The 13,390-nt window shown below is 77.8% G+C and carries 11 protein-coding genes; 6 read left to right on the plus strand and 5 right to left on the minus strand.

The window, feature by feature from the left end:
* Positions 1–98 precede the first annotated feature (98 nt).
* The 6 genes from Cpa01nite_RS04290 to Cpa01nite_RS04315 all read left to right on the plus strand — a co-directional run bounded on the left by Cpa01nite_RS04290 (position 99) and on the right by Cpa01nite_RS04315 (position 8,776).
* A complete protein-coding gene (locus tag Cpa01nite_RS04290) occupies positions 99–1,313 on the plus strand; it encodes a M20 metallopeptidase family protein (protein ID WP_203667504.1) in 1,215 nt (404 codons plus the stop codon).
* 132 nt (positions 1,314–1,445) lie between these two features.
* Positions 1,446–2,723, plus strand: a complete 1,278-nt coding sequence (locus Cpa01nite_RS04295; protein WP_203667505.1) for an EAL and HDOD domain-containing protein — start codon at positions 1,446–1,448, stop codon at positions 2,721–2,723.
* A 113-nt stretch (positions 2,724–2,836) separates the two neighbouring features.
* Positions 2,837–3,220, plus strand: coding sequence for a cold-shock protein (locus Cpa01nite_RS04300; protein ID WP_203667506.1), 384 nt, complete (start codon positions 2,837–2,839; stop codon positions 3,218–3,220).
* A gap of 2 nt (positions 3,221–3,222) precedes the next feature.
* Positions 3,223–4,227, plus strand: coding sequence for a DUF3027 domain-containing protein (locus tag Cpa01nite_RS04305; protein ID WP_203667507.1), 1,005 nt, complete (start codon positions 3,223–3,225; stop codon positions 4,225–4,227).
* Entirely contained in the window at positions 4,224–7,547 is a 3,324-nt protein-coding gene (locus tag Cpa01nite_RS04310; protein WP_203667508.1) for a sacsin N-terminal ATP-binding-like domain-containing protein, read from the plus strand. The genes Cpa01nite_RS04305 and Cpa01nite_RS04310 overlap by 4 nt, the downstream gene beginning before the upstream one ends.
* The gene (locus Cpa01nite_RS04315; protein WP_203667509.1) at positions 7,544–8,776 is read left to right on the plus strand and encodes an MFS transporter; all 1,233 of its coding nucleotides are present in this window, start codon (positions 7,544–7,546) and stop codon (positions 8,774–8,776) included. Before Cpa01nite_RS04310 ends, Cpa01nite_RS04315 begins: the two co-directional genes overlap by 4 nt.
* Before the next feature lie 67 nt (positions 8,777–8,843).
* Here Cpa01nite_RS04315 and Cpa01nite_RS04320 read toward each other — a convergent pair whose 3' ends face one another.
* From Cpa01nite_RS04320 to flgK, 5 genes are all read right to left on the minus strand, one after another.
* Positions 8,844–9,086, minus strand: a complete 243-nt coding sequence (locus tag Cpa01nite_RS04320; RefSeq protein ID WP_203667510.1) for a DUF2530 domain-containing protein — start codon at positions 9,084–9,086, stop codon at positions 8,844–8,846.
* A 243-nt stretch (positions 9,087–9,329) separates the two neighbouring features.
* Positions 9,330–10,580 carry an EAL and HDOD domain-containing protein gene (locus Cpa01nite_RS04325; protein WP_203667511.1) on the minus strand — a complete coding sequence of 417 codons (1,251 nt, stop codon included), beginning with the start codon at positions 10,578–10,580 and terminating at the stop codon, positions 9,330–9,332.
* Between the two features lie 62 nt (positions 10,581–10,642).
* Positions 10,643–11,068 carry a flagellar assembly protein FliW gene (locus Cpa01nite_RS04330; protein ID WP_203667512.1) on the minus strand — a complete coding sequence of 142 codons (426 nt, stop codon included), beginning with the start codon at positions 11,066–11,068 and terminating at the stop codon, positions 10,643–10,645.
* Positions 11,065–11,967: a flagellar hook-associated protein FlgL gene (gene flgL, locus Cpa01nite_RS04335; RefSeq protein WP_203667513.1), complete on the minus strand. Its 903-nt coding sequence runs from the start codon at positions 11,965–11,967 to the stop codon at positions 11,065–11,067. Before flgL ends, Cpa01nite_RS04330 begins: the two co-directional genes overlap by 4 nt.
* Positions 11,964–13,388: a flagellar hook-associated protein FlgK gene (gene flgK, locus Cpa01nite_RS04340; protein ID WP_203667514.1), complete on the minus strand. Its 1,425-nt coding sequence runs from the start codon at positions 13,386–13,388 to the stop codon at positions 11,964–11,966. The genes flgL and flgK overlap by 4 nt, the downstream gene beginning before the upstream one ends.
* Positions 13,389–13,390: the final 2 nt, after the last annotated feature.

Consider the following 13,390-nt stretch of genomic DNA (forward strand, 5'->3'; position numbering starts at 1 on the left):
GGGCCGGGGCGCGGGGCCGCGCGCGAGGGTCGCCCCGCGCCGGCGCGGCGCCGGGGGTACGGTCGTCCTGCGAGGACGCACCGCCCGGGAGGTCCGCCATGCCGCTCGACCCCGTGCTCGACGGGCTGCGCGCCGACGCGCGAGCCCTGCTGCCGGAGACCGCCGCGCTGCGGCACGCCCTGCACCGCACCCCCGAGGTGGGCCTGCACCTGCCGCGCACGCAGGCGCTGGTCCTGGAGGCGCTCGAGCCGCTCGGCCTGGAGGTCACGACCGGCACCGCGCTGTCGTCGGTGACCGCCGTGCTGCGCGGCGCCCGGCCCGGGCCCGCGGTGCTGCTGCGCGCCGACATGGACGCGCTGCCGGTGGCCGAGGAGTCCGGCGAGCCGTTCGCCAGCGAGGTGCCCGGCGCGATGCACGCGTGCGGCCACGACCTGCACGTCGCGGGCCTGGTGGCCGCCGCCCGGCTGCTGGCCGCCCGGCGGGACGAGCTCGCGGGCTCCGTCGTCCTGATGTTCCAGCCGGGGGAGGAGGGCGACCACGGCGCGCGCCTGATGATCGAGGAGGGCGTGCTGGACGCCGCGGGCGAGCGGGTCGTGGCCGCGTACGGTCTGCACGTGCTGTCCGCGATCCTGCCGACCGGCGCCGTCACCAGCCGGCCCGGCACCCTGCTCGCCGCCGCGGACACCGTGCACGTCACGGTGCACGGCCGCGGCGGCCACGGCTCGATGCCGCACCTCGCGCAGGACCCGGTGCCGGTCGCCGCCGAGATCGTGCTCGCGCTGCAGGCGATGGTGACCCGGCAGTTCGACGTGTTCGACCCGGTCGTGGTCACCGTCGGGCGGATCGAGGCCGGCACCACCGACAACGTCATCCCCGCCGACGCGCGCCTCGAGGCGACCGTCCGCACCTTCTCCGAGGCGGTGCACGGCGTCGTGCCCGAGCGGCTGACCCGGGTGTGCGAGGGGGTCGCCGCCGCGCACGGGCTGTCCGCCACCGTCGACTACCAGCGGGGGTACCCGGTCACGTCCAACCGGCCCGAGGAGGTCGAGCGGCTGGCGCGCCTGGTGGCCGGCACGTTCGGGGACCGCGCGTACGTCACCGCGGCGCAGCCGCTCGCCGGCTCCGAGGACTTCTCGTACGTGCTCCAGCAGGTGCCGGGCACGTACCTGGGCGTCGGCGCCACGCTCGCGGACGCCGACCCGCGCACCGCGCCGTACAACCACTCGGCGCACGCCCGGTTCGAGGACGGGGCGCTCGCGGTCGGGCCCGCGGTGCTCGCCGCGCTCGCGCTCGACCGGCTGGCGGAGGGGTGACGGCGGGGCCGACCCGCGCCTGATCTGCGGCTCCACCCGCCCCGAGGGCTCAGGTCGCGGCCGTGGGTGCCGATGACAGGTCTCGACGCGCCCGTCGGCCGGGCGCCGTGCGCGCTCGAGCGGAGGACACGCATGTCGATCACGGCGGGGCACCTGCCCCAGGCGACGCGCGAGGTGTGCGTCGCGCGGCAGGGCATCTACGACGTGCTGAGCCGGCCCATCGGGCACGAGCTGCTGTTCCGCGCGAGCGCCGACGCGGTCGAGTCGGGCGTGCGCCCCGGGATCGACGACAACCGCGCGACCGCGACGGTCATCGTCGCCACGCTCACCGAGTTCGGCGTCGAGGACCTCGCCGGCAACGGCGACCTGTTCGTCAACGTCCCGCGGTCGTTCATCGTCGACGAGCTGCCGCTGGCGCTCGACCCGCACCGCGTCGTGCTCGAGGTGCTCGAGAACGTCCCGGCCGACGAGGAGGTCGTGGCCGGCGTCGAGCGGCTGCGCCGGCTCGGGTTCGGCATCGCGCTGGACGACTTCGTCCCCGACGACCAGCGCTGGGACCTGCTGCCGCTGTGCGACTACGTCAAGGTCGACATGTCCGACGTCGGCGACCGGCTGGCCGCGTTCGCGGACGAGCTGCGCGCCGTCGCCCCGCACGCCGCGCTGGTCGCCGAGCACGTCGAGGACGAGACCGACTTCCTCGCCGCCCAGGAGGCGGGCTTCGACCTGTTCCAGGGCTACCACTTCCGCCGGCCCACGGTGCTGACCCGGCCCGCGCTGGCGCACCACGCGATGGTCGCCGGGCGGCTCCTCGTCCAGCTCGGCGACGCGCAGGTGTCCTACCGGCGCCTCGCCCGGCTCACCGCCGCCGACCCCGCGATCGCGCTCAAGGTGTTCCGGGTCGTCAACTCCGTGTCGGGCGCCGGCCGCACCGTGCGGAACCTGCACCAGGCGCTCGTGCTGCTCGGCCGCGAGCGGTTCCGCGCGATGCTGATCCTCGAGGTCCTCGCCACGGCGGGGCACCACGACGACGAGATCCCGCTGATGGCGCTGGCCCGCACCCGCGCCGCCGAGATCCTCGCCCCGCAGGACCCGCTGGAGGCGTCCACCGAGGCGCTCGTGCGGATCGTCTCCGAGCTGCTCGACGTCCCGGTGGCCGAGCTCGACCCCGAGCTGCACCGCTCGCAGCCGAGCGCCCGGGTCGTCGCCGCCTGCGACGTGCTGGACGCCTACCTGGACGCGATCGCCGAGGAGCAGGTGCCGGCGATCCGGTCGCCGTACTCCGCGCTGCACGTCTCGCTCGTCTACCTGACCGCGCTGCGCGAGGCGCGGGCGCTGCTCGCCACGGTGTACCAGCCGACGCCGCGCCTGCAGGCCCTGCCGGGCGGGGCGGGCGAGGTCGCGTTCGGCTGAGCCGGCCGGCGGTCCGCCCACGGCGGAGCGGACGCTGCGTGCGCGACGCGACCGGTAGCCTGGTGACGTGCGGCGAGACGCCGCGCGAGTTCCGACGAGCACAGGGGATCGCAGTGCCCACCGGCAAGGTCAAGTGGTTCGACACCGATCGCGGCTTCGGCTTCATCGCCGCCGACGACGGCACCGAGGTGTTCCTGCACGCGTCCGCGCTGCCCGCGGGGATCGGCACGCCCAAGCCCGGCACCCGGGTGGACTTCGGCGTGGCCGACGGCCGCCGCGGCCCGCAGGCGCTCGCGGTCAAGCTGCTCGACCCGGTGCCCTCCGTCGCCACGGTGCAGCGCAAGCCCGCCGACGACATGGCCGTCATCGTCGAGGACCTCATCAAGGTGCTCGACCGGGTCGGCAACGACCTGCGCCGCGGCCGCCGCCCGGAGAAGTCCCGCGCCGAGCAGGTCGCGACCCTGCTGCGCGCCGTCGCCGACGACCTCGAGGCCTGAGCATGGCGACCGCGACCCAGGACGCCGTGCTCGGCGGCGCCGTCGACCTCGCCCGCGAGGCCGCGCTCGAGCTCGCCGAGCACCCGCAGGACGTCGGCGAGCACCTCGGGTACACCGTCGACGGCGACCGCCTCGTCTCCCACCGGTTCGCGTGCACCGCCAAGGGCTACCGCGGTTGGGTGTGGACGGTCACGCTGTCCCGCGTGCCGCGCGCGCGCAGGGCGACGGTCTGCGAGGCCGTGCTGCTGCCCGGCGACGACGCCGTCCTCGCGCCCGCGTGGGTGCCGTGGGACGAGCGTCTGCGCCCGGGCGACATCGGCCCCGGCGACGTGCTGCCGTTCCGCGCGGACGACCCGCGGCTCGAGCCCGGGTTCACCCCGACCGGCGACCCCGAGGTCGACGAGGTCGCGATCGGCGAGCTGGCCCTGGCCCGCAACCGGGTGCTGTCGCCCGTCGGCATCGCCGAGGCGGCCGAGCGCTGGTACCGCTCCCCGCAGGGGCCCGCGTCCGCCGGCGCCGTCGCGTCCGCCCAGCCCTGCCTGAGCTGCGGGTTCCTCGTGCCGCTGCAGGGGCCGCTCGGCACCGTGTTCGGCGTGTGCGTCAACGAGTGGTCGCCCGACGACGGCAAGGTCGTCGCGCTCGAGCACGGCTGCGGCGCGCACTCCGAGACCGACGTCGAGCCGCGGCCGTCCGAGTGGCCCGACGTGCCGGTCGCGCGGGACCTCGTGCTCGTCCCGACGGCCGAGGTCGTCGCGGGGCCGGGCGGGGGCCGTGCGGCCGCCGCCGGGGAGGCGCTCGCCGCCGAGCCGCTCGGGGAGCCCGCCGAGGCGGCCGAGGTCGCGGTGGCCGGTGCGGGCGCGGAGGTCGCCGCGGGCGGGACCGCCGAGGCCCCGGTCGCCGTGGAGACGGTGACGGTCGAGTCCGTGACGGTCGAGGTCGAGGTGTCCGCGGCGGGCGAGGCCCCGGCACAGGACGCGGCCCCGGCGGAGGACGCGACCGAGTCGTGACCGCCGACGTCTTCGGCACGCGCGCGCTGCGCGAGCGGGTGCTGGGGACGTGGCGCGCCGACCCGGCGCGCCTGCGCGAGGACGCGAACACCGAGGAGGACCACGCCCGCGGGTACTACCGCGACCGCGTGGTCGTCGAGCTCGCGCAGAACGCCGCCGACGCCGCGGTGCGCGCGGGCACGCCCGGGCGGCTGCTGCTCCGGCTGGCGCCCGCCGACGCGGCGGACGCCCGCGGCGGGGACGGCGCGCGCGACGTGCCCGCCGTGCTGGTCGCCGCGAACACCGGGGCGCCGCTGGACGCGGCCGGCGTGGCGTCGATGGCCGCGATGCGCGCGTCGGCCTCCCGGGACTGGCCGGGTTCCGGCGGGACCGCCGCGGGCCCGGGCCTCGTCGGCCGGTTCGGGGTCGGGTTCGCGGCGGTGCGCGCGGTCGCCGACGAGGTCCGGGTGCTGTCCACCTCGGGGGCCGTGCGGTTCTCCCTGTCCGGCACGCGCGGCGACCTCGCGCTCGCCGCGCTGGACGCCCCGCGGCTCGCCGAGGAGGTGGCCCGCCGCGAGGGGTCGCTGCCCGCGCTGCGGCTGCCCCGGGAGGGCGACGGCCGGCCGCCGGAGGGCTACGACACCGCGGTCGTGCTCGCGCTGCGCGACGAGGCCGCGGTGGACGCCGTGCGCGCGATGCTGGCCGCGGTCGGTGACCCGCTGCTGCTCGCGCTGCCCGGGCTGACCGAGGTCGTGGTCGAGGACGACCTGGCCGGGCACCGCCGACGGGTGGCCGACGTCGACCGGCGCTGGCTGCGGGTCACCGTCGAGGGCGAGCTCGACCCGGCGCTGGTCGCGGACCGGCCCGTCGAGGAGCGGTCCCGCCGCCGGTGGCGGGTCACCTGGGCCCTGCCGCGCGCGGTCGGCGGTCCGGCGTGGGAGCCCGTGCTGCACGCACCCACGCCCACCGACGACCCGCTCGACCTGCCGGCGCTGCTCGTCGCCACCGTGCCGCTCGACCCGACCCGCCGGCACGTCGCCCGCGGCCCCGCGACGGACGCCCTCCTCGACGTCGCGGCCGAGGTGTACGCGCGGCTCGCCGCCGCCTGCGCGGCCGACGGGGACGACCCGCTCCGCCTGGTGCCGCTCGGGCTGCCCGCGGGGGACCTGGACGCGGCGCTGCGCGGCCGGCTGGTCGAGGCGCTGTCCCGCACGCCGCTGCTCGAGCCCGCGGCCCGTGGCCTCGCCGCCGGCCCGACGCCCGCCCCGGCCGGCCCCGGGGACCCCGACGCGCCGGCCGACCACCGCGCGCCCCGAGCCGCCGGCGTCGAGGACCGCGACGCGACGGCCGACGACCCCGCGTCCCGCGCCGACGGGGCCGGGGCCGGCGACGCCCTCGTCGAGCCGCAGCGCGCCGTCGCGCTCGCCGGCCCGTCCGCCGCGGACCTGACCCGGGCGCTCGCCCCGTGGTTCGCCGGCCTCGTCGTGCTGCCCGAGGGCGGCCTCGGCGCGGCGCGGGCGCTCGGCGTCGAGGTGCGCGAGGCCGCCGAGGTCGTCGCGGAGCTGCCGGCCGCCGCGGGCCTGCCCCCGGACCGGTGGCGCGCGCTGTACGCCGCGCTGGCGCCCGCCGCCGGCGACCCGCTGGTGCGCGAGGCGCTCGCCGCCCTGCCCGTGCCGCTCGCGGACGGCCGGGTGGTCCGGGGCGCCCGCGGCCTGCTGCTGCCGGCCGCCGGGGCGCAGGACGCGACCGGCGCGGTGGCCCGCGCGCTGGCCGTGCTGGGCCGGTGGGGCGTGCGGCTGGTGCACCCCGCCGCCGCGCACGACCTGCTGGAACGGCTGGGCGCGACGCCGGCCGACCCGGCGGCGCTGCTGGCGCACCCCGGCGTCCGGCAGGCCGTCGCCGACCAGGCGGACGAGGACGACCTCGACACCGCGGAGCAGGTGAGCGACGCGGTCCTGGCCCTCGTGCGCGCCGCCGTGGCCGACGGTGCGGCCGGGCGGGACGGCGAGCCCGTGCCCGTCGAGCGCGCCGTGCTGGGGCTGCTCACGCTGCGGGCGGCCGACGGCGAGCCGACGCCCGCGCAGGGCCTCGTGCTGCCCGGCTCGCCCGCGGAGCGGCTGCTCGACCCGCGGGTGCTGGCCCCGGTCGCCGCGGACGCGGTCGAGCGCTGGGGCGCGGCGACCCTGGCCGCGGTCGGCGTCCGGGCGGACCTGGTGGCGCTGCGGCTGACGGACGTCGAGGTCGACGGGCTCGCCGGGCTCGACGGGCTCGGGGAGGACGACGCCGACCTCGTGGCCGACGCCCTCGACGGCTGGGACGCCTGGCTCGCCGCCGTCGCGCCGGTCGCGGGGGAGGAGCCCCTGCCCGAGGTGCTCGCCGTCGCCGACCTGGACGCCGTCGCCCCGGGCGCGTGGCCCGCGGTGCTGGCCCGCCTCGCGGAGCCCGGCCCGCTGCGGGACGCCCTGCTCGGGACGGTGGGCGGCCCGGGCGGCCGCGCGGCCCCGGGGTACACGGCGTGGTGGCTCCGGCACCGGTCCGGCCTGCCGCTGGAGGCACCCTTCGCGGCCGTCGGCGCCGAGCCCGCCGTCGCCCGGCTGCTGCCGCCCGCCCCGGCCGAGGTCGCGGGTCTCGACCCGGCGGCGCAGTCGGCGCTCGGCGGCGTCGCGGCGCTCGCGGACGTCCCGGCCGGCGAGTGGAACCGGGTGCTGCGGGCCGCGGGGCCGGTCGGCGGGCGCGTCGACCTCGCGCTCGCCGCCGCCGTGTGGGCGGCCTGGGCCCGCCTCGCGGCCGCGGACCCCGACGCGCTGCCCGGGCTCGACGTGCTGCCCGCGCTGGTCGGCCCGGACCGGGTCGCGCTGGTGCGCGCCGAGGACGCGGCGGTCGCGCCCGCGCCCATGTGGTGGCAGCGCGCCGACGTCGCCGCGCTGGTGCCCGTGGCCGGTCCGGTCGACGCCGAGGACCTGGCCGACGCGCTCGGCGTGCCGCTCGCGGGGGACCTCGCGGACGGTCTGGTCGACGAGCGCGAGGGCGCGGACCCGGGGGTGCTGTCGTCGACGCCCGAGGCGGTCGGGACGCTGCTGGCGGGCGCGCCGGACACCTGGATCGAGCACGAGTCCCTCCGGGTCGACGGGGTGCCGGTCGACTGGTGGGTGGACGGCACCGGCGCCGACGCGATCGTGCACGCCACCCACCTGGCCGGCCTCGCGCGCGGGCTCGCGCAGGCGGCGGGCTCGTGGCGGCTGCGGCACGCGGTCGAGCTGGTGCTCGTCGAACCGGGGCGGGCCGCCGAGCTCGCCGTGGAGCAGGTCGCCGACGGCGGGGGCATGATGGACGGCCGATGACCCGCAGCCTGCTCACCTCGGCCTACCTGCCCGCCCTGCTGTTCGAGACGGGGCTCGGTGCGGTCGTCCCGGTGGTCGCCCTGGTCGCCGCCGGGATGGGCGCCGGGCTCGACCAGGCCGCGCTCGTCGTGGCGCTGCTCGGCGTCGGGCAGATCCTGGGCGACGTGCCCGCCGGGGCGCTCGCCGCCCGGGTCGGCGACCGGCGCGCGATGCTCGTCGCGGCGGCCGTGGCGTGCGTGGCCCTCGCGATCGCCGCGGTCGCGCCGGGCCTGGCCGTGCTGGCGGTCGGCGTCCTGCTGACCGGCGCCGCCTCGGCGGTGTTCCACCTCGCGCGGCAGGCGTACCTCACGGAGGTGGTGCCGGTCGTCAACCGCGCCCGGGCCCTGTCGACGCTCGGCGGGGTGTCGCGGATCGGCGTGTTCCTCGGGCCGTTCCTCGGCGCCGCCGTGCTGCACGTCGCCGACCTGCGCGCCGTGTTCTGGCTCGCCGTCGGGACGACCGTCGCCGCGGCCCTCGTCGTCGGCCTGGCGGGCGACGTGGACGACCGCCGCCCGGCCGCGCGCGACCGCCCGCGGGTGTCCACCGCGGCGCTCGTCCGCCGGCACCGGCGGCTGCTCGCGACGCTGGGCGTCGCGGTCGTGCTGGTCGGGGCCGTGCGGGCGACACGGGGCGTCGTGCTGCCGCTGTGGTCCGAGCACCTCGGGTTCGCGCCGGCGACGACCAGCCTGGTGTTCGGCGTCTCGGGCGCCGTCGACATGCTGCTGTTCTACCCGGCCGGCCGGGTGATGGACCGGCGCGGCCGGCTGTGGGTGGCCGTGCCGTCGATGCTGGTGCTCGGCGGGGCGATCGCCGTGCTGCCGCTGACCTCGACGCTCACCGGCCTCGCGGTCGTCGCGATGGTCATGGGGTTCGGCAACGGGATCGGGTCGGGGATCCTCATGACGCTCGGCGCCGACGTGGCCCCGCCGGAGCACCGGGCGCAGTTCCTCGGCGTGTGGCGGGTGTTCCAGGACTCCGGCGCGGCGGCCGGCCCGCTGGCGGTCTCCGCGGTCGCGGCGGCGGGCAGCCTGGCCGCCGGCATCGTCACCATGGGCGCGGCGGGGCTGCTCGCGGCCGGGGCGCTGGCGGCGACCGTGCCGCGGTGGTCCGAGCACGCCACCGGACGGACCCGGGCGCGGGCCGCGGCGGCGCGGGCGGCCGCCGAGGCGGCGGGGTCGGACCCGGTGTAGGTCGGTCGCCCGGCCGGCGCGGGCACGCAGCGGCCGGCGCGACCGGGTCGTCGGCGGCCGGGGTGGCTCAGCGGCCGGGGCGCCGCCGCGTCCAGGCGAGACCGACCACGCCGAGCGCGGCTCCCACGACGCAGGTCCAGACGCCGTGCGGCGCGGCGGCGTCGGTCAGCCAGAGCACGAGCGCGACGACGAACGCGATCGACCACGCGCCGATCCCGACCAGGAACACCGGCCGCATGCTCACCGGCACCGGCTCCGGGGCGGGCTTGCGGCTCTCCGGCCGCAGGGCGAGGTGGATGAACGACGGCACGGGTCCACCCTAGTTGCTGCCGCCCCGCCCGGGACGCGCCCGCCGCGCGCCCGCCGCGCGCCCGCCGCGCGCTCGCCGTGCGCCCGCCGCGCTCGCCGCGCGCTCGCCGAGCTTGCACTTCCTGCGGGGTTCGACCGGGTCGAACCCCGCAGGAACTGCAAGCTCGGCGGCTCTGCCGGGGAGGGAGTGCGGGAGCGCGGGGGCGGGGAGTGCGGGAGTGCGGGAGCGCGGGGCGGGGAGGGGCTACTCGCCGAAGGCCAGCGCCGTCGCCGTCGCCAGGGCGCTCGGGACCGCCGCCAGGTACGCGTGCGCGACGTCCCAGGGCTCCAGGCCCGCCGCGGTCACGCCCGCGGTGTCGTTCTCCTCGTGCGCGAGCACGGCGGCGAGCACCTGGCCGAGGCGGCCCTCGCGCCGGAGCAGCGCCCCGGACAGGGCGTCGGAGACGCCGGTGCGCGACACGAGCTCGGTGAGGTCGATGCCCATCTGGGCGGCGACGGCCGACAGCAGCCCGACCGTGTAGCCGGCGTCGTCCCCGGCGAGGGTGTGGCAGGTCATCGCGCGGGTGAGGATCGACCACAGCGTGCCGACCGACGCCGGCTTGGCGTCGATCAGCGAGGCGATCGCGAGCGCGTGCAGCTGGCGCGGCCCGACGAGGACGACGGCCTGCAGCACCGAGTCGATCTCGCGCCGCAGCCCGAACGCCGAGGAGTTCACGAGGTGCAGCACGCGCATGGACAGCTCGGGGTCGGACGCGACGGTCCGCACCACGGCCTGCTGGTCGACCTGCTCCGCGGACAGCAGGCGCAGCAGCTCGAGGCACTGCAGCTCGCCGGCGGAGAACGACCGCCGGGTGACCGGCGGGTCGCGGTGGAACATCGGGCCCTGGAGCAGGTCGGCGCCGACGGACTGGGCGACCTCGAGCCGCTCCGTGGTGTCGACGTGCTCGGCGACCACGGTCGCGCCGGCGGCGTGCGCACGGGAGACGAGCTCGGCGCAGTGGTCCGGCCCGCGCTGCAGGTCGACCTTCACGACGGAGACGCGGTCGAGCAGGCGGTCCTGGGCGGCGGAGCCGTCGTAGTCCGCGAGGGCGAGCCGGCTGCCGCGCTCGAGGGCGGCGGCGAGCAGCTCGTCGACGTCGGCCCGGCGGGCGACCGCCGGGGTGACCTCGAGCATCAGCCGGTCGGCGTCGTACCAGACGGCCGCGGTGCCGGCGAGCAGCCCGGACGTCGCGCGCAGCAGCACGGGCTTGTCGCCCGCGAGCCCCGCGAGGTCGAGCCGGCGGTAGGCGGCCTCGACGGCCTGCTCGGTCGACTCGTCCGGCAGCGACGCGCCGGTCGGGCCGCTGACCAGCACGCGCACGGCGTAGCCGTAGACGGACCGGTCGTGGTGCACGACGGGCTGGCGCAGGACCGTGGTCTCGCCGCCGCCGATGGGGATGGGGCTACCGCTCGCGGCGCGGGGGGACCCGGAGGACATGCCGAGGGTCGAGGTCATGACGATCTCCTGATCGGGTCGGGCTGCGAGCGGGCGGGCGGGCGGAGCGGCGGGTGCGGCCGTCAGGCGGCCGGCGCGAGCGGCGCCCGCAGCGGCCAGTCCTCGGTGAGGACGGTCTGCACGGCCGCGCCGCTCGCCGGGTCGACGACCAGGGGGGCGAGCAGGTTCGCGGTCGGCGGCTCCCCGCCGTCGGCGGGCCGGACGACGACCAGGCGCACGGCCCGGTCGCGGTCCGCGCCGATCGAGGCGAGCACGTCGCCGTCGATCGCCGGCGCGTAGTCCGGGAAGAACGCGTCGGGGTCGACGACGAACAGCCGCACGGGGCGGGCGCCCACCGGCTCGGCGCGCAGCGCGTAGAGCACGCCGGCGTCGTCGAGCGGGGTGAGCGTGAAGTCGTCGTAGCCCGCGAGGCCCGGCATGGGCGCGCGCAGGTGCAGGTGCTCGGGCAGGTGGGTGCGACGCGGGGCGTCGGCCAGCTCGGCGGTCATCGGAGGAACTCCAGGAGAGTCGGCTGCAGGACCTTGGCGGCGGCGCCCAGGGCGCCCTGGTACGCGACCTCCTGCGACTGGAGGTCGAGGATGATCTGCGCGAGGTCGACGTCCTGGATGGCGCCCAGGCGGGTCTTGGCGGTGATGGTGTTCTCCGCGATGAGGGACTGCGCGGAGTCGACCTGGTTCTGCCGCGCGCCGACCGACGACAGCTCGGTCGTCATGGCGTCCAGCCGGTCGTCGACGGCGTCGAGCTGGTCGGACGGGTCGCCGCCGGCCCGCAGGGTGGCGACGATGCCGTCGAGCAGGGCGAACACCGACTCGTCGCCGGTGCCGAACACCGCGGCGCCGTCGGAGTCCACGCGGACCGTGGTGCCGCTGGCGACGGTCCGGGTGACCGTGGCGCCGTCGACGCCCTTGTAGTCGTAGGCGCCGGCGGGGTCGTCGCCCGCGCCGAAGGCCGGCGCCGCGACGGTGCCCGCGAACACCGGGCGGCCGAGGTAGGACGTGTTCGCCTGGGCGAGCAGGGCGTCCTTGAGGCCGGAGATCTCCTGCGCGAGCGCCTCGCGCGAGGTGCTGCCGAGGGCGCCGTTGCCGCCCTGGACGGTGAGGTCGCGGACCTTGCGCAGGTTCGCCAGCGAGGTCGTGAGCGCGCTGTCGACGGTGACCAGCCAGGCCTCGCCGTCGGCCGCGTTGCGGTCGTACTGCGCGAGGAGCTTCTGGTCGCCCTGGATCTTGAGGACGTCGGCGGTGCCGGACGGGTCGTCGGAGGCGCGGTTGATCTTCACGCCCGAGGACATCTGCGTCTGCAGCTGCGACATCTTGTGCAGGTTGGCCTGCAGGTTGCCCAGCGTCGAGTTCCGCACCGTCAGCTGCGTGACGCGTCCGATCGCGGTCATCGGCCCACCACCCCCGTCCGGTTGATCAGCGTGTCGAGCATCTCGTCCACGGCCGTCAGGACGCGGGCAGCGCCCTCGTAGGCGCGCTGGAAGGCCAGCATGTTGACCGTCTCCTCGTCGGTGTCGACGGAGGTCTGCGCGAGCTGCGCGGCCTCCGCGGTCGACCGGGCGGCCTCGGCGACGGTGGCGCGCGAGGCGGCCGACGCGGACTTCACGCCGAGGTCGACGACGAACGCGGACCACCGGGAGTCCGGGCCGTCGGTGGCCTTGGCGAGCGCGGCGACCTGCTCCCCGACGCTGCCGTCCAGGCTGCCCTGGCCCGGCGCCGCGACCGCGACGCCCGACGGGTCGGTGACCGCGACGGACAGGCCGAGCGCCGCGGGCCGGGTGGCGTCGATCGCGAAGAAGTCGGCGCCGGTCGTGCCGTCCGCGGTGGCGGCGGTGCGGTGGATCGCGTTCACCTGGCCGGCGATCGTCGTCGCCATGGCGTTGAGCGAGGCGCCGGCGCTCGCCAGCACGCCGCCGTCCTCGGCCGGGCCGAGCGCGGTGAGCAGGCCGGCGACGCGCCCGCCCTCCAGCCCGGCGGCGTTGCCGCTGCGGGCCCACACGATGCTGACGCCCTGGCCGCCCGACACCGCGTCCCCGAAGGACGCCGCGCTGCCCGCGCCGATCGCGAGCGCGTTGGCGGAGCTGCCGGAGACGAGCGCGTTGCCCGCGACCATGACGTCGACGCTGCCGTCGTCGTTGGTGCGGGTGGTCGCGCCGACGAGCGAGGACAGCGACGTGACGAGCTGGTCGCGCTGGTCCATCAGCTCGTTGGCGGAGCCGCCCGCGTTCGTGATCGCGAGGATGCGCGTGTTGAGGTCGGCCACGTTGGTCGCCGTCGTGTTGACCTGGGTGACGAGCGCCGCCGTCGTGGTCCGCGCCTGGTCCCACTGGGTGGCGACGTCCTGGTACAGCGTGGCGACGCGGTCGGCGACGGCCTTGCCGCGCTCGAGCAGCACCGCGCGGTTCGACGCGGAGTCGGGGCTGTTGGCGACGTCGGACCACGAGGTCCAGAAGTTCTTGAGGTCGACGGAGAAGCCCGTCTTCGACGGCTCGCCGATGGTCGCCTCGAGGGTGTCGTACTCGGTGGCGATCGCCGCCAGCCGCGACGCGCCGGAGGTCTCGTTGCGCAGCCGGGCGTCCAGGAAGACGTCGCCGAGCCGCTCGATGCCGGTGACGGCGGTGCCGATGCCGACGCCGTCCGTGGTGGAGAACATCGACGGCACGGTGGCGGCCGGCAGGGAGGCCATGGCGGCGCGCTGCCGGGTGTAGCCCACGGTGTTGGCGTTGGCGATGTTCTGCCCCGACACCTCGAGCGCCTGGCGCTGGGCGATCAGGGAGCTGAGGGCGGTGCCCAGTCCGGAGAACGTGCTCACGG

This window comes from Cellulomonas pakistanensis, assembly GCF_016862755.1.
GTDB lineage: Bacteria > Actinomycetota > Actinomycetes > Actinomycetales > Cellulomonadaceae > Cellulomonas > Cellulomonas pakistanensis.